Source organism: Enterobacter sp. BIDMC109, assembly GCF_001037885.1.
In the GTDB taxonomy this organism is placed as follows: Bacteria; Pseudomonadota; Gammaproteobacteria; order Enterobacterales; family Enterobacteriaceae; genus Enterobacter; species Enterobacter hormaechei_C.
In genome coordinates, this window is record NZ_KQ090002.1 from 500,615 (window position 1) to 525,395 (window position 24,781).

Annotated in this window: 22 protein-coding genes, 1 tRNA gene and 1 pseudogene; 8 read left to right on the plus strand and 16 right to left on the minus strand. The window is 55.9% G+C overall.

The genetic code is table 11. The annotated features are described in order from the left end of the window. Position 1: 1 nt before the first annotated feature. Positions 2–889 carry a 3-hydroxy-5-phosphonooxypentane-2,4-dione thiolase gene (lsrF, locus tag SK62_RS02420; RefSeq protein ID WP_017694299.1) on the plus strand — a complete coding sequence of 296 codons (888 nt, stop codon included), beginning with the start codon at positions 2–4 and terminating at the stop codon, positions 887–889. Continuing rightward, the gene (gene lsrG / locus SK62_RS02425; RefSeq protein ID WP_023295476.1) at positions 886–1,179 is read left to right on the plus strand and encodes a (4S)-4-hydroxy-5-phosphonooxypentane-2,3-dione isomerase; all 294 of its coding nucleotides are present in this window, start codon (positions 886–888) and stop codon (positions 1,177–1,179) included. Before lsrF ends, lsrG begins: the two co-directional genes overlap by 4 nt. Before the next feature lie 183 nt (positions 1,180–1,362). Here the strand turns inward: lsrG and SK62_RS02430 are convergent, their stop codons facing one another. Next, a complete protein-coding gene (locus SK62_RS02430) occupies positions 1,363–2,052 on the minus strand; it encodes a B3/B4 domain-containing protein (RefSeq protein WP_017382414.1) in 690 nt (229 codons plus the stop codon). Between the two features lie 42 nt (positions 2,053–2,094). On the opposite strand from SK62_RS02430, the gene SK62_RS02435 reads away from it, so the two are divergent. Next, the gene (locus SK62_RS02435; protein WP_023295474.1) at positions 2,095–2,697 is read left to right on the plus strand and encodes a helix-turn-helix domain-containing protein; all 603 of its coding nucleotides are present in this window, start codon (positions 2,095–2,097) and stop codon (positions 2,695–2,697) included. Positions 2,698–2,731: 34 nt separating this feature from the next. Here SK62_RS02435 and SK62_RS02440 read toward each other — a convergent pair whose 3' ends face one another. From SK62_RS02440 to ygjG, 9 genes and pseudogenes are all read right to left on the minus strand, one after another. Then, entirely contained in the window at positions 2,732–3,448 is a 717-nt protein-coding gene (locus SK62_RS02440; RefSeq protein ID WP_023295473.1) for a fimbria/pilus periplasmic chaperone, read from the minus strand. Next, entirely contained in the window at positions 3,441–3,962 is a 522-nt protein-coding gene (locus SK62_RS02445; protein ID WP_017692635.1) for a fimbrial protein, read from the minus strand. The genes SK62_RS02440 and SK62_RS02445 overlap by 8 nt, the downstream gene beginning before the upstream one ends. A 9-nt stretch (positions 3,963–3,971) precedes the next feature. Continuing rightward, a complete protein-coding gene (locus SK62_RS02450; RefSeq protein ID WP_015571924.1) occupies positions 3,972–4,517 on the minus strand; it encodes a fimbrial protein in 546 nt (181 codons plus the stop codon). 9 nt (positions 4,518–4,526) lie between these two features. Beyond that, positions 4,527–5,535: pseudogene (locus tag SK62_RS02455) on the minus strand (fimbrial protein). Continuing rightward, positions 5,536–8,160 carry a fimbrial biogenesis usher protein gene (locus SK62_RS02460; RefSeq protein ID WP_047719104.1) on the minus strand — a complete coding sequence of 875 codons (2,625 nt, stop codon included), beginning with the start codon at positions 8,158–8,160 and terminating at the stop codon, positions 5,536–5,538. 60 nt (positions 8,161–8,220) lie between these two features. Next, positions 8,221–8,931, minus strand: a complete 711-nt coding sequence (locus SK62_RS02465; protein WP_017382407.1) for a fimbria/pilus periplasmic chaperone — start codon at positions 8,929–8,931, stop codon at positions 8,221–8,223. A 46-nt stretch (positions 8,932–8,977) separates the two neighbouring features. Continuing rightward, positions 8,978–9,511, minus strand: coding sequence for a fimbrial protein (locus tag SK62_RS02470; RefSeq protein WP_017382406.1), 534 nt, complete (start codon positions 9,509–9,511; stop codon positions 8,978–8,980). Between the two features lie 71 nt (positions 9,512–9,582). Further along, positions 9,583–10,125 (minus strand): fimbrial protein BcfA, encoded by a 543-nt coding sequence (locus SK62_RS02475; RefSeq protein ID WP_017382405.1) that lies wholly within the window; start codon positions 10,123–10,125, stop codon positions 9,583–9,585. Positions 10,126–10,727: 602 nt separating this feature from the next. Continuing rightward, a complete protein-coding gene (ygjG, locus tag SK62_RS02480; protein WP_020480128.1) occupies positions 10,728–12,107 on the minus strand; it encodes a putrescine aminotransferase in 1,380 nt (459 codons plus the stop codon). Between the two features lie 422 nt (positions 12,108–12,529). Between ygjG and SK62_RS02485 the strand changes: the two genes are divergently transcribed. Further along, on the plus strand, positions 12,530–14,050 hold the full coding sequence (locus SK62_RS02485) for a methyl-accepting chemotaxis protein (RefSeq protein WP_047719102.1): 1,521 nt from the start codon (positions 12,530–12,532) through the stop codon (positions 14,048–14,050). A 239-nt stretch (positions 14,051–14,289) separates the two neighbouring features. Continuing rightward, complete coding sequence (locus SK62_RS02490) at positions 14,290–15,849, plus strand: methyl-accepting chemotaxis protein (protein ID WP_045141804.1); 1,560 nt, start codon at positions 14,290–14,292, stop codon at positions 15,847–15,849. Here the strand turns inward: SK62_RS02490 and SK62_RS02495 are convergent. Beyond that, positions 15,846–16,340 (minus strand): PadR family transcriptional regulator, encoded by a 495-nt coding sequence (locus SK62_RS02495; protein WP_047719100.1) that lies wholly within the window; start codon positions 16,338–16,340, stop codon positions 15,846–15,848. The two genes, SK62_RS02490 and SK62_RS02495, sit on opposite strands and share 4 nt — an antisense overlap. Before the next feature lie 145 nt (positions 16,341–16,485). Between SK62_RS02495 and SK62_RS02500 the strand changes: the two genes are divergently transcribed. Next, positions 16,486–17,250, plus strand: coding sequence for a siderophore-interacting protein (locus SK62_RS02500; protein WP_015571916.1), 765 nt, complete (start codon positions 16,486–16,488; stop codon positions 17,248–17,250). Here the strand turns inward: SK62_RS02500 and SK62_RS02505 are convergent, their stop codons facing one another. Next, positions 17,251–18,420, minus strand: coding sequence for a coiled-coil domain-containing protein (locus tag SK62_RS02505; RefSeq protein ID WP_023295466.1), 1,170 nt, complete (start codon positions 18,418–18,420; stop codon positions 17,251–17,253). It lies immediately after the preceding gene. A 218-nt stretch (positions 18,421–18,638) separates the two neighbouring features. Then, positions 18,639–18,714 (minus strand) — tRNA-Ile (locus tag SK62_RS02510). Between the two features lie 124 nt (positions 18,715–18,838). Here SK62_RS02510 and mug point away from each other — a divergent pair. After that, positions 18,839–19,345 (plus strand): G/U mismatch-specific DNA glycosylase, encoded by a 507-nt coding sequence (gene mug / locus SK62_RS02515; RefSeq protein WP_017384024.1) that lies wholly within the window; start codon positions 18,839–18,841, stop codon positions 19,343–19,345. Positions 19,346–19,447: 102 nt separating this feature from the next. On the opposite strand, the gene rpoD is transcribed toward mug, so the two are convergent. From rpoD to rpsU, 3 genes are all read right to left on the minus strand, one after another. Further along, positions 19,448–21,292 carry an RNA polymerase sigma factor RpoD gene (rpoD, locus tag SK62_RS02520; protein ID WP_015571912.1) on the minus strand — a complete coding sequence of 615 codons (1,845 nt, stop codon included), beginning with the start codon at positions 21,290–21,292 and terminating at the stop codon, positions 19,448–19,450. Between the two features lie 152 nt (positions 21,293–21,444). Next, complete coding sequence (gene dnaG, locus SK62_RS02525; RefSeq protein WP_003862574.1) at positions 21,445–23,190, minus strand: DNA primase; 1,746 nt, start codon at positions 23,188–23,190, stop codon at positions 21,445–21,447. A gap of 115 nt (positions 23,191–23,305) precedes the next feature. After that, positions 23,306–23,521, minus strand: a complete 216-nt coding sequence (gene rpsU / locus SK62_RS02530; protein WP_001144069.1) for a 30S ribosomal protein S21 — start codon at positions 23,519–23,521, stop codon at positions 23,306–23,308. Positions 23,522–23,757: 236 nt separating this feature from the next. Between rpsU and tsaD the strand changes: the two genes are divergently transcribed. Next, on the plus strand, positions 23,758–24,771 hold the full coding sequence (gene tsaD / locus SK62_RS02535) for a tRNA (adenosine(37)-N6)-threonylcarbamoyltransferase complex transferase subunit TsaD (protein WP_015571911.1): 1,014 nt from the start codon (positions 23,758–23,760) through the stop codon (positions 24,769–24,771). The last annotated feature ends 10 nt before the right edge of the window (positions 24,772–24,781 follow it).

The following is a 24,781-nucleotide window of genomic DNA, read 5'->3' on the forward strand; positions in this document are numbered from 1 at the left end:
AATGGCTGATTTAGATGACATCAAAGACGGCAAGGATTTTGGCATCGGCACGCCGCAGCAGAATGTGCCGTACACCCTGAAGGGCTGCGGCTCGCTGGACTGGGGAATGCAGTCGAGGCTTGCGCGCATCTTCAACCCACAGAGCAACCGCACGGTGATGCTGGCCTTTGACCACGGCTACTTTCAGGGGCCGACCACCGGCCTTGAGCGTATCGATCTCTCCATCGCGCCGCTGTTTGGTGAAACCGACGTGCTGATGTGCACCCGCGGCATCCTCAGGAGCCAGGTGCCAGCCGCCACGAACAAACCGGTGGTGCTGCGCGCCTCCGGCGGTAACTCGATTCTGGGCGAGCTGTCCAACGAGTGCGTGGCGGTGGCGATGGAGGACGCGCTGCGCCTGAACGTCTGCGCGGTGGCGGCGCAGGTGTATATCGGAAGCCCGTTTGAGCATCAGTCGATCAACAACATCATCAAGCTGGTGGATGCGGGGGCGCGCTACGGCATGCCGACGCTGGCGGTGACGGGCGTGGGGAAAGAGATGGCGCGTGACGCGCGCTATTTCTCGCTTGCCAGCCGCATCGCCGCCGAAATGGGAGCGCAGTTCGTCAAAACCTACTACGTGGACGAGGGCTTTGAAAAAGTGACCGCCAGCTGCCCGGTGCCGATCGTCATCGCCGGGGGCAAAAAACTGCCAGAGCACGAGGCGCTGGAGATGTGCTGGCGGGCGATTGACCAGGGCGCGTCCGGCGTGGACATGGGACGGAATATCTTCCAGTCCAGCGCGCCACTCGCCATGCTGAAGGCGGTGAAGAAAGTCGTTCACGAGAACATGAGCGCCCGGGAGGCGTTCCAGTTCTGGCAGGAAGAGAAACAGGGAGAAGCAAAATGAACGTGACGCTGGTGGAGATTAATATTAAACCCGAGCGGGTGGACGAGTTTCTGGAGGTATTTCGCGCCAACCACGAGGGGGCCATCAAGGAGCCGGGAAACCTGCGCTTTGATGTCTTGCAGGACCCGCGGGTGAAAACCCGCTTCTTTATCTACGAAGCCTATAAGGACGAAGCGGCGGTGCTGGCGCATAAGCAAACGCCACACTATCTGGCGTGCGTGGATAAGCTTGAAGAGCTGATGTCAGAGCCGCGCAAAAAACGCTGTTTTGTGGGGTTGTTGCCGGAGTAGCGGCTTTGCCCGGTGGCGCTGCGCTTACCGGGCCTACGGGGGATGGTGCGGTGTTTGCCCGGTGGCGCTGCGCTTACCGGGCCTACGGGGGATGGTGCGATGTTTGCCCGGTGGCGCTGCGCTTACCGGGCCTACATATGCAGTATTTGTAGGCCGGGTAAGCGAAGCGCCACCCGGCGTTGTTCACGCCAGCTCCAGCAACTGAATACGCGCCGTCGCGCCCGGCATCAGCTTTTGCAGATTGCTCACCAGCTCATCGCCAGCTTCCTGTAATGCCGCCAGCGGCATCGACGGCAGGCTTTCGAGAATAAACCACATGGATTGCGCCTGGCTGTCCAGACGCGTGCGTACCCCCTGTCGCCAGTTCCAGCGGCGGCAGGTGACGCCGAGATCGTCACGCCAGATAACTTCGCCTGGCTCCGGATTTTCTACAACCGGCTCACCTTCTTTAAAGGTATCAAACGGCTCGCTGCCGTCGGCCAGCGTCAGGCGCGGCGCTCCCGAGTAAGCCGCCAGATTTTCTCCCCCTACCGGAATAGCGTAGCGGATACTGATGGCATTATAGACATCCACCACCGGGTCGAGCGGCGGCAGCGAACCGTCTCTCATCACGCGCTTGCGCAGGGCCGAGGCCGAGCAGGGCGTACGTTTGGGTTTTGCACCAAAGGCTTTAAACACCTCATCCCAGGCGGCGAGATGATTTTCTGCCCAGGGCACATCATCATTGAGCATCTGCTGGCAGGCCTGCGCCAGCGCAGCGGGCGCAACCTCCGGTTGGGTAATCGGGGCAGCTTCAACCAGAATGCTCAGTGCCCGAAAGCCGGGCGCGATCCCGACAAGTCGCGAATCTATTGACGGTGTTAGAAGAGACATAAATAATCCTGTATTGACTGTTTTATACCATGGTAGTGACCAATGACTGATAAAGTCAATATAATGACCGATGCGGGCGCCGATGTTGCCCAGGTAAGCCTGGCCGTGGCGAACCGTATCCGCAGCTGGCGGAAAGAGAAAAAGCTGTCGCTGGACGAGCTTTCCCGCCGCGCCAGCGTCAGCAAAGGCATGCTGGTGGAGATCGAAAAAGGGGCTGCCAACCCCAGCATTGCCATTCTGTGCAAACTGGCCGCCGCGCTTGGCGTCTCGGTGGCAGACATCGTTAACGTCTCCAGCGAGCCGCAGATACACATTATTCAGGAAGAGGCGATCCCGGTTCTGTGGCAGGGCGCACAGGGCGGTTATGCCAGATTGCTGGCAGGCACCGCAGGCCCCGACATGATTGAGCTGTGGCAGTGGGAGATGCATCCGGGAGAGACTTTCACCTCTCCGGGACATCCGGCGGGAACGTTTGAGCTGCTGCACGTGAACGAAGGCGTATTAACCCTGACGGTGGACGAGACGGTGGTACAGGTTAATGCTGGCGCGTCGGCGGTAGCGAAAACGGAAGCGGCGCACGGCTATGCCAATGAGGGAGAAAAAGTGCTGCGCTTTACCATGACGGTAGCGGAGTTTCACCGCTAGTGTCGGTCCGCTGCCAGGATACCCCCGCGAGCAATTATTTCACCGTGCGGGCGATCGAGGGCAATATCCGCCCCTCGTCGCTCAGCGACTGCCAGGTGAGCTGGCACCTGGCAGTCCCTTTACACCAGTCCGTTTGTCGCTGGCTCAGAGGGGCGACAACGCCGGCGTTATCCACCCGCGTTCCGTTAACGGAAAGCTGATACAGCGTGACGTAATAAGGCGACGGGTTTTCAACCGTCAGCCCGTCGGCGGTCAGCTGCCAGCGTAGCTGACGATAGGCCAGCGCCGGTTCGCCCTGAAGCCCCTCCGGGCGATAGATAAACTTCATGCTGGAACGTACCGCCATCTGAACGTTATCGCTGTGACGCTGGCTGGCCGGAATGGAGGCAATGCTTAGCGTGAAAAGCGTTTCGCGATCGGCAGGAAGCGGCGCATCGGCGCGAAACAGACGGATCTTATTCTCACGTCCGGGCTGGAGTGCAAAAAGTGGCGGCGTCGCGGTAAACCACGCGGTGGCCGCTTCGGGGGGCTGCTGCGCCCCCGGCCATCGGCCGCCGCGATAAATTTTTGTGCCAATCAGATACGGCAGCGAGGACTTATTGCGCACGGTGACGCTGATAGCGCGCTGATCCTGAGGATAAACAAACCGCGTGCCGCCAATCACCACCCCGGCCTGAGCAGGCAAGAGCCAGAAAGACGCGGCGGTCAGCAGGGCTATCCCCGCTTTTTTCAGCAGGCTGGCCTCACGCATAGGTCAGCACAAAGGTGGCGGCAGCGTTAGCCACCCCCGGCGTAACGGCGTTCGTCACGGCGAGGTAGCGGGCGTAAAAATGCAGCGCCAGGGTGGTCTGGTCATTGCTTAGCGCGAACGGCAGGCTTTCATCCCCCATGGCGATCAGCGATTTATCAGGATTATAGAGGCCGATAGCCACGCCGGTTGCATAGTCCGGCCCGCCGGTCAGGGCCAGCAGATCGCTATTGTTACCGTCCGGCGTGCCTTCAAAATGGGTGCTGACGGCGGATAACCCGGCGCCGCAGGCTTCAAGGTTAATAGTGAACGGCTCATAGGGCGTTTCGTTTTTTTGCCCGGCCAGCTGGCGGGCCGCCACATCATGCATCTCCACTACCAGCTGTTCCGAGCCGGGGGAGACAATACAGGTTTTGCCTTTCACCACGCCGGTAATATAGACCGTGCCGTCATGGGCGAGCGTCTTGCCTGACAACAGCAGCGCGCAACAGATAAATAACCTGTTCAGGATCGTCATTCTGTCTCCTTACTGGTAAAGCAGATCGAAATACATCACGGCGGTGGCGTTGCCGGTGGTGACCGTCGGCAGCGTAGATTTATAGCGCAGGAAGAAGGTCAGCGTGTTATCGCCCGGCAGCAGGGGATATAGCGGCGACTCGGTATTATTGATCGGGACAGACGCCCGCGCGCTGTCGAGCAGCTCGACTGCCAGTCCGGTCGCCATCATGTGCTGCGTCCCTTTTCCCGTATCTGATAAGGCAAGCAGCGTGGGATCGTTGGCGTCCGCGTCGCCGGTAAACCAGACGGTCGTGCCGCCGATTGCGCGGGTGCAGTTTTTGAGCGTGATGGCAAACTGCTTTTCCGGTGTCGTGGCGCCCACGCGCGGAAATTCCTCTGTCGTAAATTCACCCAGGTCGATCGTTTGCTCTGCGCTGTTAGTATCGACGTTACAGGATTCCCCAACGATGGTGCCGATAAACTGCACGTTAAAGCTTGTGTCGTCAGCCTTCACCAGCGGCGGGTTTAACAGGGCCACGCTCAGCCATACGGTGTTTTTCCATGAAATGGTCATTACGCTTCCTCAGGCGAAATCAATGCGTAACAGCGCCAGCGCCCTGAAGACGCCCAGCTCTGGCGACTGCCCGGTGGTGCTGATGGGGTAGGCTTGCAGCGTCACGTCCGCGCGTCCTGACGTATCCGTGGTAAAGGGGACGCTGCTTGAGAACACGTTTGGCCGCAGGATCTCGCCCTGCGGGCTGGTCACGATGACGGCCACGTCCGGGTTATCCGTCGCCAGCGCGTTGGCGAAACGAGCGTCTGCCGTCCCCTGTACCCGCAGGGTAAGCTGCGCCGGTGAGTTGACATCAGCGTTGCATTCGATCGGCACGGTAAAGGTTTTTGGCGCTACGCTGTCGGGTCGCTGTCCGGCCTGGGTGAAATCGCCGTGGTAGAGTGCCCCAAAATCGACGGTGACGGTTTGCCCGGCGTTAATCACGCAGTTTTGCGGGACGGTTATTACGCCGCTGTAGGTGATCTGATAAACGATTACGGTGGGCCGGTCATTTTCCGTCGTGGTGACATAGACGTTAAACATCAGTTTCGGCGGGATCACGACCGAGCCGATGAACGGCCTGACAATCTGTATTTTGAAGGTCAGATTGCTGTCGTTCACCGGGAAGACGCCGCCCGTATCCACCTCTTCGTGCCCCCCCCATGTGGACATACTCCACCGGCGGATAAAAATCGCCGATGGTGGCATCATGGATTTTCATCGCACCGATAATATAATCCGGATCAAGCTGTAAATATTTCCACTCGCCTTCCGTTTTGACCACGGGGAAAGGTGAGATATAGGTACGATAGGTGCGCTTCTCCCAGTTGCCTGGGGGACAGGTGGCGTTGACGTGGATATCCTGGGTTCGGTTCAGCTCTGTACCGTTGCCCTTGATGTTTTGATCCGTGGTGAGCGTGGTGGTCAGATCGTAATTCACCATGGAAATTCCGCCGTTAGCGTTTTTGCACGTTGCGGCCAGGCTGCTCAGCGAAAAAAGTAGCCCAGCGGCAGAGAGAAGCATCATCCTTAATTTCATTTATGAACACTCCATGGTGATCCGCAGCAGCGGCTGTTTGCTTTCAGGTAAGTGGTAGTTGGCCGTACAGCGCTTATCCGCCCCTTCTCCCCATTGCGCTTTCAACACTCCCTTTTGGCTCAGGCCGGAGAGGTAGGTTTCGCCTTCTTCGCCTACGATGGTGTCGCTGCCGTTATCGTCGCGGGAAACCATGGCGCCAAACGGCACCGGCTTGCCGTGGTAGCGCAGCGTTACCAGCGCGCGTGCGCCCAGGCGGGCGTTAAACGTGGCGCGCACGATGGCGCCGTGGGTCGGCACCACGCTGGTGACGGCATCATCGATATCCATGGCGTCTGAGAGGGAGTTAATGTCCAGCGCCATCCTGTTCAGATGGTAGGCCGAGGCGTAAGGCACCACCGCATAGCCGCGTCCGTCGGTATGGATACCGGGTTCATTCTCGACGCTGACGTCCGCTGCGCCCGGTACGGCAATCAGCACGTTGGTATCACCCAGTGGCTGGCTTAAGGTGATGCCGTTGCGGTGGGCTACCACGCCTCCGCTCAGGCCGTAGGTCACTTCCCGATAATCGCCGTTATCGCTGTAGTTGTAGCCCAGGCTGGCGTTGCCGTAGGCGGCATCGTATTCCAGACTGGCGGAACCTTGCGAGCCAGCCCCCTGGCTGGCATAACCTTCCTGCACGCTGTAGTTAAGGTTGTTCTCCGCCAGCAGCGTGCCGTTAATCCCCGCGTTCTGAGATGTTTCTCCATGTTTATTGGCGCTCATGCCGTAGGTGGCATAGGCGTAGTTCCGCTTCTGACTGACGTCATTGGCAGGTGAAAGCCACTGGCTAAGCGGGAAGGAAAGGTTAATCGCATAAATCTCATCGCTATCCGACATGCCCGGCGATTTGTTGTAGTTGTAGGTCAGGCTGTATGAGATCCCGGCCCAGGTACCGCTGTATCCCACCTGGACGAGCGTGTTTTTGTCGTCCGTGTGCCAGTAGCTCTGCTGGCTTCCGGTCACGAACAGCGAGCCGAGCCCGCCTAGCTGCTGCGAAATATTGAATTGAAGCTTGCCGCGTTTAGTCCAGTTGAGGTTGTAGTAGTCCAGCCAGTTCGTGGCCTCATTCGCGTCATCCTGCTCCGCATCGCCCGTATAGCCCTGCATATGTGTGTAGGTTGTCTCATCCAGGTTATAGAACCCGGACGTGGAGTAGCGGTAGCCCAGCAGCTGGAAGTTCGTACCCATCTTGTTGAGGGATTTGGCATACAGGAAACGAAGAGACTGCCCCGTATGGCTGGTGTCGTCGGCCAGCGTACTGCGCGCGTGGGTAACGTCGAGAGAGATGGCGCCAAAGTTGCCCATATTGAGGCCAGCGCCAAGAGCCAGCGCGTGATAATCGCCGGAAAGCTGTGAGCCGCCATAGACGGTTACGCCCTGCGGTAGCCCCCAAATCAGCGTGCCCTGGGCAAAATTCACCTCGTCCTGCTGACCGTTATTGCTGCGGTACTGTGCCGCCGTCAGGGCATACTTCACCCGCCCTTCGCGCTGGAGGAGCGGTACGGCGGAGTAAGGAACGGAATAGCGGGAGATACTGCCGTCCGTCTCCTTCACTTCTACCGTGAGGTCGCCGCTGGAGGAGGTTGGGAAGAGATCGTTAATGGCGAAGGCGCCGGGCGGAACGTAGCTCTGGTAAAGACTATAGCCGTTCTGCTTGATGGTGACCTGCGCGTTGCTTTTGGCAATTCCGCGAATGGTGGGCGCAAAGCCTTTCATGCTGTCTGGCAGCATGTTGTCGTCCGAGGCGATCTGCGCGCCGCGAAAGGGAAGGCTGTCGAAAATTTCCGACGAGGTATAGCTATCGCCCACCGTCAGTCTGCCCTTTAGCGGAATCACCGTCCGCTCAAGATAGGTGTTGATATGTTCCCATTCGCTATGGCGGTTCTCGTCGCTGTTATAGTAGTTCCACGTCGAGTAGTCCCGCAGACGCCACGCACCAAGATTCACCCCGCTGTTCAGGCCGAGGAAATAGCTTTTGTGGGTTGTGCCGTTTTCGCTGCGATCGCGGCTGTATGAGCCGCTAAAGTTATAGTTCAGCAGCAGAGCGTTAATACCTTCATCCCACTGCTCTGGCGGGATATAGCCGCGCGCGTTGTTGCGTAATGCGGCCTGCGGAATGCTGATTTCCAGACGCTGCTGTTCGAAATTAAAGAGAGTGGCAGCGGCCGGAATAATGGCGGCAATGTCCACGCAACTGTCGGCTTTCGCGGCGGCCAGCGCCGGGAATGCCTGAACGTTGACGCCCAGGTTTTCATACGCTTTGGGCGTCAGGCAGGCCATTAGCCCCGTGTCGTCGCCCTGTACGGCTCCGTCCGTTACGGTTCTGGCGATAAAGTTGATATCGCGGGTGGTGACAAATGTCCCATTCAGCCAGAGATCCACGCGATAGACGCCCGGCGCCTGGCCATTTGTTGAAAAACGGGAGAGATCCGCCACGGCGGAAGGATCGCTCGACAAAAATGCCGGGTTAAAAAAATACTCCGCGCGCACGGTGATGGACGAAAGGAGTCCCGCAATCGTCAACGCCAGCGGCGTTAGCGACGCTCTGACGAGCGCGTTAAATCTTCGTGGCTGAACACGCTTCATGTCTTCCCTTACCTGCGAGGCTTTTAATGACAAAACGTCATACGTAACGCCGTATACGACTTATTTCGCGCATGACTGAACGGGCGTGTTGGCACCAAAGTCATTAACGGTCTGAAACCTCACGCTGCCAGTGCCGCCACCGGGGATCTCCACCACCAGGTTATTTTTGGGCGCTACCATGTTATTTGCCAGTTGCGTGTTGCCGACGAAAAACTGAACCAACGAAACGTAATAAGGCGATGGATTGGTAATAGTGACTTTTCCATTGGTGACTGAGCAGGTTAATGTTTTGGGCGCATCAATAGAGAGCGACGGCAATTTTTTCGGCCGGATAAAAAGTTTAATAACGCTCTGGGTGGCAATTTGTAGCGTATTACCGGAAAGCTTATTTTTCTCGACGGAAGGAATGGCTTTGCTGTTCAGATAAAAAACGCTTTCACGATCGACAGGCAGATCGGGGCCCACGTACATAATACGCAGGGTATTCTCTTTTTTAGGATGGATAACGAACAGCGGCGGCGTAATGACAAAATCCGCTGATTTTGCCCCTTCGGCGTTGGACACCCAGCTCTGAATTAAAAAAGTGGTATTCGTTGAAGAGTTAATAATGGCTAATGAAGCCTGCTTATCACCCTGGGGATAAATCACCCGGGTTCCCCCGAGCGCGATACCGCCTGCGCTGGCAGAACCGGCCATCCCCATCGCGAACAGAGCCGTTAGCGCGCCAGCTATCAGACGAGTCAGTTTACAGCGTGATGTAATGATACGCATTGTTCCCTCAGTTTCTCATGTGTCAGGCTTCTTGCCTGTGAGTCAGTTATTGGTAAAAAACGATGAACCAGACCTGCGCGTTCGCGGTACCAGCGTTGACGCTATCTTCGGTAGCGCGATACCTGGCGATATAGCTCAGCCGGTTTTCACCGTCCTGCAAAGGTCTGTACCAGGGGGGCGCGGTGTCTGGCTTTACCAGGTTCCCCATCGCATCGAATAGACCGATACCAATCCCGGTGGCGGCGCCAGGCCCATAGCCCGCGCGAAAAACCTGGGGATCGTTGCCGTCAGACTCGCCGCTAAACAGCACCCCGGCGCGCTGGCTTACGCTGGTGTCGCATGCTTCCAGCGTGATGAAGAAGGGTACCGGTTTGGCCCAGTCACCGGCGGCGATGAACTGGCTATTGCGTACCTGTCCCATATGCACGATTTGATCCTGGGAATCCATGCTGACGGAACAGGCCGCATTGACGACCTGACCCTGAAAGGTCACGCTTCCATCGTCCTTTGCCGCGGCTGGCAATACGGCAAAAAGCGCAGTGCCGGCTATCAGCAGCGCCCGATTTATGGATTGCTGCATTGCGAACTCTCTAACGCTTGCCGGACAACGCTTCTCCGCCCGCAGGCGAAGAAGCGAGATCGGCTAACGAATCAGGAATAAACCATCTGGAACGTTGCGACGGAGGAGACGTTGCCCGGCTCGGCCGCGCCTGTGGCCACGTAATCCACGCTCAGCGGGATGATGTTTTCGCCGTTGATCAGCTTTACGTTGGAGGAGGTATCGCCAATGTTCAGCGCCTGGCCGTCCGGCCCGAACAGTTGCAGCGCAACGTTTTTGGCCGAGCCTGCGCCAGCGGTGTTCGCCAGGCTGCCTTCTACAGCAGGGTCCTGCTGGCCGTTAAAGATCACGGCGGCATTCTGGCTAACGGTGGCGTCGCAATCTTCCAGAACGATTTTAAAATCTTCTTTCTGGTTGGCCTGCATGCCGACCGTTGTCAGCTTGACGGTACGCACCTGGCTCAGGGTAACTGTCTGGTCTACGGAGTCAGCCGCGACGGAACAGGCGGCGTTTACCACCTGGCCGACAAAGTTGACGGTCCCGCCGGAAACGGTAACGGTATCGGCCTGCGCATTAATTGCCATGCCACCAGCCAGCGCGCCGGCAACAGCCATTGCTATAACTTGCTTTTTCATACAAATCCTTTTTAGATAAACATCATGCTGTCAATTGAAATAATATATTCACAATGTCACGTGAATCTTTTTTCGAGGCGGTGGTATAGGATATGTTTTTAGATTAATATATTATTTTTACCCAGGGCGTTGTTACTGGTTTTATATCATCCGCCACTGCGCTGATGAATGAGGGGATTCTACGGATTAAATAATATTATATTAATGTGATAATGGGTTGATGTTTTATTAGTTTTACTAAATATAAAATTAACTCATAATTTATTTGTTTGAATGATATTGCACGCCGTCAGAACCGCATTTCTATTCGCTGGTCGGTTTTATTAATGTCTGCGATGAATGTCATCGTGGTTTTGTTAATAATGCAAGACGTTACGGCTGTCATTATTCGGACATGCGTTGGGAATGCGGTGGTGTTATTATCCGGCTGCTTTTACAATCTGATATTACATAAAGAAATATTTTAAATTTATATGATGAACCGTGTTTGCACTTATGCACATTATTCCTCAGTCTGACTGCATAAAGAAATCCCTGGCGTATCCCAGGGATTTCTTTGCATATCGCCCTGATACTGCTAAAAGGGCAGGAAAAATAAATGTTCAGGCGGATGTTACGGCAATACGTAATGCCGCCAGCGCTTTACGCGCCGCCTTCAGCACTTGCTCACACTGCTCAATGGTAAGCGTCAACGGTGGCTCAATGCGGATGGTTTTCGAGTTGTTAAGCGTTCCCGCCACCAGTACCCGCTGGCGGAACATCTCGCTTGCGAAGCTATAACCGGTTTCGTTATCAACGAACTCAATCGCCATCAGCATCCCTTTCCCGCGCGCATCCTGTACCAGATCCGGATATTCCCGGCCCAACTGACGGAAGCCGTCCAGCAGCATGTCGCCTTTCTGCTCCGCTTGCGCGGGCAGGTTTTGCTCCAGCAGCACGTTGATGGTGGCCAGCGCCGCCGCACAGGCCAGCGGGTTACCGCCAAAGGTGGTGGTATGTAAGAACGGGTTATCGAACAGCACCGAGAAGACCTCCTCAGTGGCGACCGTTGCGCCAATCGGCATCACGCCGCCACCGAGCGCTTTCGCCAGGCACAGAATGTCCGGCTGAACGTTCTCGTGCTCGCAGGCGAACATCTTGCCGGTGCGCCCCATCCCGGTCTGCACTTCGTCGAAGATCAGCAGCGCGCCAAACTCATCGCACAGCTGACGCACGGCGGGCAGATAGCCCTGCGGCGGGAGGATCACGCCGCCTTCACCCTGAATCGGCTCCAGGATCACCGCCGCCACGTCGTCGCCGGTTTTACGGCATTCACTCAGCACGATGCGCATGGCGTTGATGTCGCCAAACGGCACGTGGCGGAAGCCCGGCAGCAGCGGCATAAACGGCTTGCGGAAGGTAGATTTAGCGGTCGCCGACAGAGCGCCCAGGGATTTCCCGTGGAACGCGCCGCTGGTGGCGATAAAGGTAAATTTCCCGCGCGGCGACTGGTACGCTTTGGCGAGTTTAATCGCCGCTTCGACCGATTCGGTGCCGCTGTTGCTGAAGAAGCTGTATTTCAGCTTACCGGGCGTTAAGGCTGCCAGCGTTTTCGCGAGCATGGCGCGAAGCGGATCGAGCAGTTCCTGGCTATGGAGAGGTTGTTTCGCAAGTTGATTCTGTACGGCGGAAACCACAACTGGATTACGGTGCCCCACGTTGAAAATACCAAAACCACCCAGGCAATCGATAAACTCCTGTCCCTGGGTGTCGACAAGCGTATTCAGACTGCCCGCTTGCCACTCTACGGCTCCGTAATCCCCGCCGGCGGTAACAGATTTGCGATACTCCAGAAAACCTGGATTCACATGCTCCTTAAAGTAATCAATGACCTCACGGTTAAGTTGTTTCATCTCCTCATGATCAAGCGTTCGCTTCTCAATGAGATTCAGTGCGTGCGCGGTACAGGCAAGAGCCGAGGCGCTGGAAGGTAACCTGTTCAAAATATGCTCCCGGGGATCGCGTATCACATGATACTGAGTTAATTATTGCAGGGATTACGCCACCTCAGATGCCTTAACAAAAATCGGGATAAACGCCAGGTGAAATCAAATTTGCACAATATTTAATCATGCCATTGCGCGCCGCACGGGATAAGGGATAACGAGCCGGGGATGGGGTGTCGTCAATTGCACTGCTCCAGGGCAGGGAATGCGCCTTAAGTGTGCACCGGGGTATCATGCTTTGTAGGTAGTTTCATGCAGAAAGTATTTTAAATCAATTAATTAGAAAAACGTACGAAAAGTGCGGTTTAACCGAGATTTGCGATCTCAATCATATTTAACAACTAAAGATAAATTTTTTATCGCCGAAAAAACATAAGCCACAAAATTAACATTCAAATAACCTGCAAGGGATGCTCACTATGTCCTCTCCTGACTATGTCACCCAGAATGAATATCCGCTGGACGATGACACCACGCTTATGTCGACCACCGACCTCCACAGCTACATGACCCACACTAACGACACTTTTGTGCAAGTGAGCGGCTTTACGCTCCAGGAGCTGCTCGGGCAACCGCACAACATTGTGCGTCATCCGGATATGCCGAAAGCGGCTTTTGCCGACATGTGGTACACGCTGCAAAAGGGCGAACCCTGGAGCGGGATTGTCAAAAACCGACGTAAAAATGGCGATCACTATTGGGTACGTGCCAATGCGGTACCAATGGTGCGTAACGGCCAGATGACGGGCTATATGTCCATTCGTACCCGCGCCACGCAGAACGAGGTCGCCGCGGTGGAGCCGCTTTATAAGGCGCTCAACGAAGGACGCTGCAAAAAACGCATTCATAAAGGGCTGGTGGTGCGCAAAGGCTGGCTCGGCAAATTACCGGCGATGCCGCTGCGCTGGCGCGTGCGTAGCGTAATGGCGGTACTTTTCGCGGTGATGGCCGCAACGCTGGTTGCCAGTGCCGCGGGCTGGGCTTCGCTGGCGGCGGCGGCCGTGGTGATGCTGCTTGGCACCCTGGTGTTTGAGCAACAGATTGTCCGCCCGGTGGAAAACGTCGCACGGCAGGCGCTCAGGGTCGCTACCGGAGAGCGTAACAGCGTGCAGCATCTTAACCGCAGCGATGAACTGGGGCTGACGCTGCGGGCCGTCGGACAGCTGGGGCTGATGTGCCGCTGGCTGATCAACGACGTCTCCAGCCAGGTGGTGAGCGTGCGCGACGGTAGCGACAGGCTGGCGCAGGGCAATGAAGATCTCAACGACCGCACGCGCCAGACCGTGGCTAACGTGCAGCAGACCGTGGCAACAATGAACCAGATGGCGGCGTCGGTGCAGAGTAACTCTGAGACCGCAGCCGAAGTCGACAAGCTATCGATGGCCGCCAGCAGCGCGGCCACGCAGGGGGGCACCGTGATGCAGACCGTGGTGAAAACCATGGATGACATTGCCGACAGTACCCAGCGCATTGGCTCTATTACCTCGCTTATCAATGACATCGCCTTCCAGACCAATATTCTGGCGCTGAACGCCGCGGTTGAGGCGGCACGCGCGGGCGAGCAGGGGAAAGGTTTTGCGGTGGTGGCGGGCGAAGTGCGTCATCTTGCCAGCCGCAGCGCGAACGCGGCTAACGATATTCGCAAGCTGATCGACGCCAGCGCCAGCAAAGTGCAGTCGGGCGCCGAGCAGGTCCACGCCGCGGGACGTACCATGGATGATATTGTCGAGCAGGTGAAAAACGTCACGCAGCTCATCGCGCAGATCAGTCACGCCACCTCAGAGCAGGCGACAGGCCTGACAGAGCTGACCCGTGCTGTGGCAGAGCTGGACAGCATTACGCAGAAAAATGCTGACCTGGTCGAAGAGAGCGCGCAGATTTCCGCGATGGTTAAGCACCGGGCCGGACGCCTTGAAGATGCGGTTACCGTGCTGCATTAAGAAATGCATGCTTCGATAAAGCCGTTTATTCCTACTGGGTAAACGGCTTTTTTGTTTTTCAGAATAAGTTATGTTGTTAATGAAATATTAAGTAACTAAAAAAAGCGCCCGGTTTTTAATTGTTATGATCCAGATTCATTGAGAGTGAAAAATAAAAAAACGATCAAAGTCATAAAGTTAGCGTGTTTTCTGTCGATAACAGCGATCGTCTGAGAAATAATCACATCGATGGGGTAAATATGTTCATACATGACGTAAAGATCGGCACGAAATTATTTCTGGCGTTTGGATTATTTATTGTCCTGATGGTCGTCAGCGCAAGCTTGTCTCTGATGAGCCTGAATCGGGCAAACAATGGAATGCAAACCATCCTTACCAGCGACTATCCAACGACGGTAAAAGCGAACCAGTTAATCGACAACTTCCAGGAATTTATAAGCACGCAGCAGCTCATGCTGCTGGACGAACAGGGAACGTACACGGCGCAATCAGAGCAGCGTCTGAAGGCGATCAGCGAGCACATCTCCGCAATCCTGAGCGAGCTGGACAACGCTCTCAAGGATAAAAAATCCCAACAGGTGCTGGCCGATATCCACGGCGTACGCCAGCAATATCTTGACTCGCGCTACCGCATTTTGCAGGCCGTGCAGAATAACGACCGTGCGGGCGCGATAAACGAAATGATGACCAACACCCTGAATCTGCAACAGTCCTACAAAGCGAAAGTGCAGGCGCTGATTGCGATCCAGGACCATGAAATGCAGAGTGCGGGCGAGCAGGTGGAAGGCGATTTCCGCACCAATCGTCTCCTGCTGGTCCTGATTACGCTTTTCAGCGTCGCGGCAGCCAGCCTGACTGGCTGGTTCATTGTGCGATCCATTACCCGACCGCTGAACGACGCGGTGAATTTTGCGGAGGCCATTGCCGATGGCGATCTCACCGGCAGCATTACCTCGCACGGTAAAGATGAAACCGGACTGCTACTCACCGCACTGATGGAGATGAAAACGCGCCTGCTGGAGATTGTGCAGCAGGTGCAAACCGGATCGGAAAACATCTCCAGCGCCGCCGCGCAAATTGTCGCGGGCAACCAGGATCTGGCTGCCCGCACGGAGGAGCAGGCCAGTTCCGTTGAACAAACGGCCGCCTCGATGGAGCAGATCACCGCTACGGTGAAGAACACCGCGTCCCACACCGGAGAAGCGACGAACCTGTCTGCCGATGCGGCTGCCGTGGTCAAAAACAACGGCGAGATGATGAAGCAGGTCACCAGCAAGATGCGCCTGATTAACGAAACATCGAACAGGATGTCCGACATTATCGACCTGATCGACGCCATTGCCTTCCAGACTAATATTCTGGCGCTGAATGCGGCGGTCGAAGCGGCGCGCGCGGGTGAGCATGGTCGTGGCTTTGCGGTGGTGGCGGGCGAGGTACGCCAGCTCGCGCAGAAAAGTGCAACATCTGCGAGTGAGATCCGCCAGCTGATTGAAAGCTCCACAAGCCAGACGCAGGACGGCATGAACCTTGTGGAGAAGGCCAGCGGGCTTATCAACGGCATGGTCGGCAACGTAGAGGAGATGGACGTAATCCTGCGTGAGATTCGCCAGGCCAGCCACGAACAGACGGAAGGCATCTCGCAGATCAACAGCGCGATTGGCCTGATAGACGCCACCACCCAGCAGAACTCCGCGCTGGTGGAGGAGTCCGTTGCGGCGGCGGCATCCCTTAACGAACAGGCCATGCACCTGAAAGAGCTGGTCCGCGTGTTCCGCGTGAGCGACGGCGTGCTGGCTTAATCCAGCTGGGAGATCTCCAGCGCCGCGCGGTCAATCACGCCGATAATCTGTTTCAACTGCGCGTCGCTGAGCTCTCCCTGATTAACCTTCAGATCCAGTACCGCTTTGAAGTTATCCAGCGCCCGCTTCATCTGCGGGTTTTTGCGCAGCTGGAAACCGACGGAGCGCGCCTTGATACGCGTCTGGATCTGCTCCAGCTGTTCCCGGTTGTCATCCAGCCACTGTTCTCCGGCGGCGTTAATCGCAATCCGCTTACGGCCGTTCTCTTCTTCGGTAATGGTGATAAACGCCTGATCCTGCAAGTAATCCAGCGTCGGATAGATCACGCCAGGGCTTGGCGTGTAATGTCCCTGCGTCAGGTTTTCGATCTCTTTGATCAGTTCGTAACCATGGCTCGCGTTGCGGGTCAGGATATCCAGGATCACCAGCCGCAAATCGCCATGACCAAAAAATCGTGGCCGGCGTCCGCCGCCGTCGTGTTCGTGTCGCATGTTTTTCCCTCAATTTGATATATCTAAACTATATCTAAGATATATTCAGATGCAATCTAAAAAATCTTGATTTCTTAGTTAATAGCAATCATTATCATTAAGAATTCATTCCGATATATCGTATTCACCTGAGAAGGGCATCAACATGGCATCTACCCGTTACCCTCAACGTGTCCGCAATGACCTGCGTTTTCGTGAGCTGAACGTGCTGCGCACTGAGCGAGTCAGCGCAGGATTTCAGCGCATTGTGCTAGGCGGCGAGGCGCTGGAGGGCTTTAGCTCTCGCGGCTTTGACGACCATACCAAAGTCTTTTTCCCGGCACCGGGCACCACTTTCGTGCCGCCTGTGGTGACCGATGAAGGCATCGACTGGGGCGACGGCGCGCGTCCGCAGGCACGTGACTATACCCCGCTGTACGATGACGAAAAACATGAGCTGGCGCTCGATTTCTTCGTTCATGATGGCGGCATTGCCAGCAACTGGGCGGTAGAGGCTAAGGTGGGCGACAAGCTGACCATCGGCGGGCCGCGCGGTTCGCTGGTGGTGCCGGAAGATTACGCCTGGCAGCTGTACGTGTGCGACGAGTCGGGGATGCCCGCGCTGCGCCGCCGTTTAGAAGGCATCGCAAAACTGCCTGTTCGCCCGGCGATCCACGCCATTGTCACCGTGGGCGATGCGGCGTATGAGGACTATCTGGCGCACCTGAGCGGGTTCAACATCACCTGGGTTATCGGCCACAACGAGCAGGCGGTGGCCGACCATCTTGCCGCGCTGGCCGTGCCGGAAGAGGATTACTTTATCTGGCTGACCGGGGAGGGGAAGGTGGTGAAACGCCTGAGCCGTCAGTTTGAAAACGACGCAATTGACCCGCAGCTGGTGCGTGCCAGCGCGTACTGGCACGCCAAATAATCAGGCAGCGGGATCCAGCTGCGCTTCGCTCACCTGATGTTCGAGCGAGGCGCATACCTCTTTCAGCGCTTTCTCCTGCTGGGCAAAGTAGGCTTCCATATTGCTGAGCGACGAGACGAGCAGCCAGGACTCTTCCTTCTCCAGCTCTGCCAGCTCGTTCACCAGGGTGTCGATTTGCTCACGCACCTGCGCCATCTTTTTACGAATACGTTCCAGGTCGTTCAGTCTGTCGCTTGCCATCATCGGTTCGAATCCTTGTTGCAGACGGGCGACCAGCGAGCGAATGGCCTTCACGTCGCCGCGCTGTTTGGCCTGGTTGAGTTGCACCATCATCCTGTTGGCTTCCTCTTTTAAATCATCGGCAACCAGATCCGGGTGGCATAGCTTGCTCGCCTGACGCCAGAGCCGCTTCAGCTCGTTCCGATCCTCTTCTGAGAGATCCTTGCCTTTACGCAGGCGAACTTCGGCATCATGATGCTGTTCGCGATACTTCTTGTACTCTTCGTTGGCCTCATCGCGCGCCTGACGTGCCGGCTCTTCTTCACGCGTTAAACCGGTCTCCAGCTCCATTGCTTCGGCCAGCAGGTTGGCAATCAGATTGCTTTGCTGCTGAAGATGTTTGCGCGCCTCTGCCGCCTGAACGGAATCCGCAGGCAGATCTCGCCAGCGCCGGGTGAGCGTTGTCAGAACCTCTACGGCCTGCGCCATATAGTCCTGGCAGCGGCGGTAATCCTCTTCCCGACGACGCGTCTCCGCCTGCTGACGACGCAGGTTAAGCTCCGCCAGCGTTTTACGCAGGGCGAGGATCTGCTGCATCAACGGCCCGAGGCGGGAGAAATAGAGATCGTTGAACTCATCTAGCTGCTGTACCCGGGCGTTACGGCGATCAATCAGATCGCGCAGACGCTCTTCCAGGGCTTTCAGCTCCAGCTTGCTGGCCGCCAGCTGTGGGTCACGCCACGGGGTAACGGCGCGCTGGCTTTGCAGCCAGGCGGTGATAGCGCGAAGGGCTGCGGTGTAGTTTTTCTGCTCAAGCGCCGCGACGATGGACAGGAGATCATCGTCAAAGGCTTCCTCTTTGAGACGTTTCAGCTGGCTCCGGATGATGTCGTCATCTTCCAGCTCAATGGCATTTTTAATGATTTCTAGCCGTTTGATCGGTGTGCTCATGATGCCTTTCGCTCTGGCGCTTAAGTATTTGAGTTAAGGTTAGTTGTTGTAAAAGCTACAGGAAATAATACACACGGATGATGATCGGCGCGATGGGGGATTTCTTTAGTTTTTAGGGTTTGTGAGGGGAAGCGACAGGCCGGGCTACGTGTGGTGGATTACTTACAAAAAAGCCACTCAATTGAGTGGCTTAACTGGATGATTCTAAAGCTAAAATTTGGTGGCCCCTGCTGGACTTGAACCAGCGACCAAGCGATTATGAGTCGCCTGCTCTAACCACTGAGCTAAGGGGCCGTGGCGGTGAATTATAAAGTAACTCCCCTCAGCAATCCAGCCATTCACACCTGCCTGCTGTTTTTATAAACAACGCATAATCAATCCTTTATACTTACCTTAAGATGCATAGACAGGAGTAGAGATGATCAACGATATTCTGGCCCCTGGCCTGCGGGTGGTGTTCTGCGGTATCAATCCGGGTAAGTCATCGGCGCACACCGGTTTTCACTTTGCTCATCCGGGAAATCGCTTCTGGAAGGTGATCCACCAGGCCGGTTTTACCGACAAACAGCTTAAGCCGGAAGAAGAGCAGCAGCTGCTGGATACGCGCTGTGGCATCACCATGCTGGTCGAGCGACCCACGGTACAGGCAAGCGAAGTGAATCTGCATGAGCTGCGCGCTGGCGGGCGTGAGCTGATCGCGAAAATTGAAGACTATCAGCCCGCGGCGCTGGCGATCCTCGGCAAGCAGGCCTACGAGCAGGCGTTCAGCCAGCGCGGCGCCAGCTGGGGTAAGCAGAACATTACCATTGGCGTAACGCAGGTGTGGGTGCTGCCAAACCCGAGCGGGCTGAACAGGGCGACGCTGGACAAGCTGGTGGAGGCGTATCGGGAACTGGATGAGGCGCTGGTGGTGAGGGGGCTTTAGCTCCTCTGCGGCTTGATGCCCTCATCCTGACCCTCTCCCACAGGGAGAGGGAATAAACAAAAAAAAAGCTCCCGATTGGGAGCTTTTTCATTTCAGGACCGATTAATCGTCCAGGAAGCTACGCAGCACTTCAGAGCGGCTCGGATGGCGCAGCTTACGCAGCGCCTTCGCTTCGATCTGACGGATACGTTCGCGGGTAACGTCAAACTGTTTACCCACTTCTTCCAGCGTGTGGTCGGTGTTCATGTCGATACCGAAACGCATACGCAGCACTTTGGCTTCACGGGCGGTCAGGCCAGCCAGCACGTCGTGCGTAGCGGCACGCAGGCTCTCGGTGGTGGCAGAGTCCAGCGGCAGCTCGAGGGTGGTATCCTCGATGAAATCACCCAGATGCGAATCTTCATCATCACCGATTGGCGTTTCCATGGAGATTGGCTCTTTAGCGATTTTCAGCACTTTACGGATCTTGTCTTCCGGCATCAGCATGCGTTCAGCCAGCTCTTCCGGCGTCGGCTCGCGGCCCATCTCCTGCAACATCTGGCGAGAGATACGGTTGAGTTTGTTGATGGTCTCAATCATATGCACCGGAATACGGATGGTGCGCGCCTGGTCTGCGATAGAGCGGGTGATCGCCTGACGGATCCACCAGGTAGCATAGGTGGAGAACTTGTAACCACGACGGTATTCAAACTTATCTACCGCTTTCATCAGACCGATGTTGCCTTCCTGAATCAGATCCAGGAATTGCAGGCCACGGTTGGTGTATTTCTTGGCGATAGAGATAACCAGACGTAAGTTCGCTTCAACCATCTCTTTCTTCGCACGGCGGGCTTTCGCTTCACCGATGGACATACGACGGTTGATGTCTTTCACCTGCTCGATGGTCAGGCCGGTCTCTTCTTCAATCTGATGCAGTTTTTGCAGGCCGCGCTGTACGTCTTCTTTCACGTCGTGCAGCTTTTCAGACCACGGCTTGTTCATCGCGATAGCGGCGTTGAACCAGGTTTCGCTGGTTTCATTGCCGGTGAAGAGGGTAATGAAGTTCTTCTTCGGCATTTTGCACTGTTCAACGCACAGCTTCATGATGATACGTTCCTGGGTACGTACGCGATCCATCATCACGCGCATGCTGTTCACCAGGTAGTCGAACTGTTTTGGCACCAGGCGGAACTGTTTGAACACTTCAGACAGCTTCAGGATCTCTTCCTGAGCGGCGGCATGGCTGCGGCCTTTCGCTTTGATGGTGTCACGCGTCACTTCGTACTGGGTACGCAGCTCGGCAAACTTCTCACGCGCCAGTTCAGGGTCGATGCTGTTGTCATCGTCGCTGCTGTCGTCCTCTTCTTCTTCATCTTCGTCTTCGTCGTCATCCATCTCTTCCTGAGACAGCTCAGAACCGACGTGAGTGGCGGTTGGCGCCATATCTTCTTCAGCGTTCGGGTCGACAAAGCCAGTGATCAGATCGGACAGACGCGCTTCTTCCGCTTCAACGCGATCGTACTGCTCCAGCAGATAGGTAATCGCTTCCGGGTATTCGGCAACAGAGCACTGAACCTGGTTGATCCCGTCTTCGATGCGTTTTGCGATGTCAATTTCGCCTTCGCGGGTCAACAGTTCAACGGTACCCATTTCGCGCATGTACATGCGGACCGGGTCAGTGGTACGCCCGATTTCAGATTCCACGCTGGACAGGACCTGTGCAGCAGCTTCTTCCGCATCTTCGTCAGTGTTGTTGGAGGTTTCAGCCAGCAACAGATCATCGGCATCCGGTGCTTCTTCCATCACCTGAATGCCCATGTCATTGATCATTTGGATGATATCTTCGATCTGATCTGAATCGACGATATCTTCCGGCAGATGGTCATTGACCTCGGCATAGGTCAGATAGCCTTGCTCCTTACCGCGTTGGACAAGAAGTTTCAGCTGTGACTGCGGGTTTTGCTCCATAAGACGGTATCCACACTTAATTCGTTTGATTGGTGTCGGCGATGGGCTGCCAACCTTTAAAGCGAGGGCGTACTTATATTTTTGCCGCTGCCTCTCAGTGCGGCTGCCGGGGGCTTCCCGATCGATATTCGGCACTTAAGCCGTTAAATTTTTTATTTCTTCGCCAGTTCCTGGTTAATCATCCAGAGCTCCCGGCGTTCTTCGCTGCTCAGGCCATGGGTGCGCTCGCGAGCTATCAACTCTTCCTGGCGCAACTCAAGCATCGAATCAAACATATGGTTGAGCGAGTCGGTGAACGTTTTTTCTGCGATATCCTTATCTGCTATATCGTCCCACATCGACAGTTTTTCAAGGGTAGCGGCCTCTTTTGTGCCGCGATAATGCTCTAAAAGTTGTCCGGTGGTCAGACCTGGCTGAGACAAACAAGTGTTAACCAATTCTGAAAATAAGCCAAGCCCGGGCAATTTTTCGTGGTTCAAACCCGCCAGCGACGGCACTTGCGGAGCAAGTTCGGGGTTTTGCACCAGCAACCCTATCAGTATACGCATGGTTGTGCGTTTTAGCTGAGGCGCGGGGCGTACCGTGCCGTTTTCAGCCTGTTTCGGCATTAAACGTTCAAGCTGGCTGTCATCCAGAATGCCGAGCTTGTTGCCTAACTCCTGACGCAGATAGATGCGCAGCGTTTCGCCGGGCACCTGGCTGATTAACGGCAGCGCCAGCGTGCTGAGCTGCGCGCGCCCGTCAGGGGTACTCAAATCAACCTGCGGCATCAGGCTGTTAAACAGAAACGTGGAGAGCGGCTGAGCCTGCTCCATCCGCGCTTCAAACGCCGCTTTGCCCTCTTTACGCACCAGCGTATCCGGGTCTTCACCGTCGGGCAGGAACATAAAGCGTAGCTGACGCCCGTCGGTCATATACGGCAACGCGGTTTCCAGCGCTCGCCAGGCGGCGTCGCGTCCTGCGCGGTCACCGTCGTAACAGCAAATCACGTTGTTGGTGACGCGGAACAGCAGCTGGATATGGTCCGCCGTGGTGGATGTTCCCAGCGACGCAACGGCATAGTTAATGTCGTACTGCGCCAGCGCAACAACATCCATATAGCCTTCGACGACCAGAAGACGCGGAGGTTCCGCATTATCCTGCTGTGCCTCATAAAGACCGTAAAGCTGGCGGCCCTTATGGAAAATATCGGTTTCCGGGGAGTTAAGGTATTTCGGCAGGGCATCACCCAGCACGCGACCACCAAAACCTATCACCCGGCCACGCTTGTCGCGGATCGGGAACATCACCCGTTCACGGAAGCGGTCGTAGCTTCGTCCCTGGTCGTTGGTGACCAGCATGCCTGCGTCGATGAGGGATTTACGATCTTCGCTATTGCCGCCAAAACGCTTTAACACGTTGTCCCAGCCGGGCGGGGCGTAACCAATAGCGAAACGCGCAATCACATCGTCACTCAGTCCGCGCTTGTTCAGATACTGACGCGCAGGCTCAGCCGCAGAGTGCTTAAGAGACTGTTGGTAAAACGAATTCAGGCCATCCATCAGTTGGTACAGCGTTTGCCGCTGATGGCGCTCGATCTGACTTGGCCCACTGCCCGCTTCATACGGCACTTCAAGGTTATGCATCGCCGCCAGCTCTTCGACGGTTTCAACGAACTCGAGCTTGTCGTAGTTCATCAAAAAATCGACGGCATTACCGTGTGCGCCACAGCCGAAGCAATGGTAGAACTGCTTTTCACCGTTTACGGTGAAAGAGGGGGTTTTTTCGTTATGGAACGGACAGCACGCATGGTAGTTCTTGCCCTGCTTTTTTAGCTTCACCCGCGCGTCGATGAGATCGACGATGTCGGTTCTGGCAAGCAGGTCATTGATGAAAACGCGTGGGATTCTTCCGGCCATATGCCCCAAAAATTTAAGCGACTTATAAACGAAAACAAGCCGCGCATTCCTTCCGGAAGCACGGCCTTACGACTACAACTCTGTCTGTCAATTGAGGGCTGTGGCCCTCAACAGATTAGTACAGACGAGTACGGCGTGCGTTTTCGCGAGCCAGTTTCTTCGCGTGACGTTTCACAGCGGAAGCTTTAGCGCGCTTACGTTCGGTCGTTGGTTTTTCATAAAACTCACGACGACGAACTTCAGCCAGAACACCTGCTTTCTCGCATGAACGTTTGAAGCGACGCAGTGCTACGTCGAACGGCTCGTTTTCACGTACTTTAATTACCGGCATGTAACTCTCACCTTTAATAAATTCGGTTTGCCGCTGGCATCAACGCCAGCTTATTTCAAAATGGTGCGGAATTTTACTGCAAATGCTGCTGCTTTGTAAAGCACCGATGCGATTTTGAAAGGGACTTTAATAAGGGTGAGGAGTATACACGAGGCTTCTTCCTGGGGCGAACAAAGTTTTACAACAATCCGCCCAGGCTCTACACTGCGCGGTATTGAAACGAGGTAAAACAAGTCATGCGTGTACTGGGTATTGAAACATCCTGCGATGAAACCGGCATCGCGATTTACGACGACGAAAAAGGGCTTCTGGCCAACCAGCTGTATAGTCAGGTGAAATTGCACGCTGATTACGGCGGCGTCGTGCCTGAACTGGCCTCTCGTGACCACGTGCGTAAAACGGTTCCCCTGATTCAGGCGGCGCTTAAAGAGGCCGGGTTGAGTGCAAAAGATATTGATGCCGTGGCCTATACCGCAGGGCCGGGCCTGGTCGGCGCGCTGCTGGTCGGCGCAACGGTAGGGCGTTCGCTGGCCTTCGCGTGGGATGTTCCGGCCATTCCGGTTCACCATATGGAAGGGCACCTTCTGGCGCCGATGCTGGAAGACAATCCGCCAGAGTTCCCGTTTGTGGCGCTGCTGGTTTCCGGTGGGCATACCCAGCTGATTAGCGTAACGGGCATTGGCAAGTACGCGCTGCTGGGCGAGTCGATCGACGATGCTGCCGGTGAAGCCTTCGATAAAACCGCCAAGCTGCTGGGGCTGGATTACCCGGGCGGCCCGATGCTGTCGAAAATGGCGTCGCAGGGAACGGAAGGGCGCTTTGTCTTCCCGCGACCGATGACCGACCGTCCGGGGCTGGATTTCAGCTTCTCTGGCCTGAAAACTTTCGCGGCCAATACTATCCGCAATAATGACGACAGTGAGCAGACCCGTGCCGATATCGCCCGTGCGTTCGAAGACGCGGTGGTGGATACGCTGATGATCAAGTGCAAGCGCGCGCTGGATCAGACCGGCTTTAAGCGCCTGGTGATGGCCGGTGGCGTCAGCGCTAACCGCACGCTGCGCGCGAAGCTTGCCGAAATGATGCAAAAACGTCGCGGGGAAGTGTTCTATGCGCGTCCGGAGTTCTGTACCGATAACGGGGCGATGATCGCTTACGCCGGAATGGTTCGTCTGAACGCCGGCGCAACGGCTGACCTGAGCGTGTCTGTGCGTCCGCGCTGGCCGCTGGCGGAACTGCCTGAGGCGTGAGTTTCTTTGC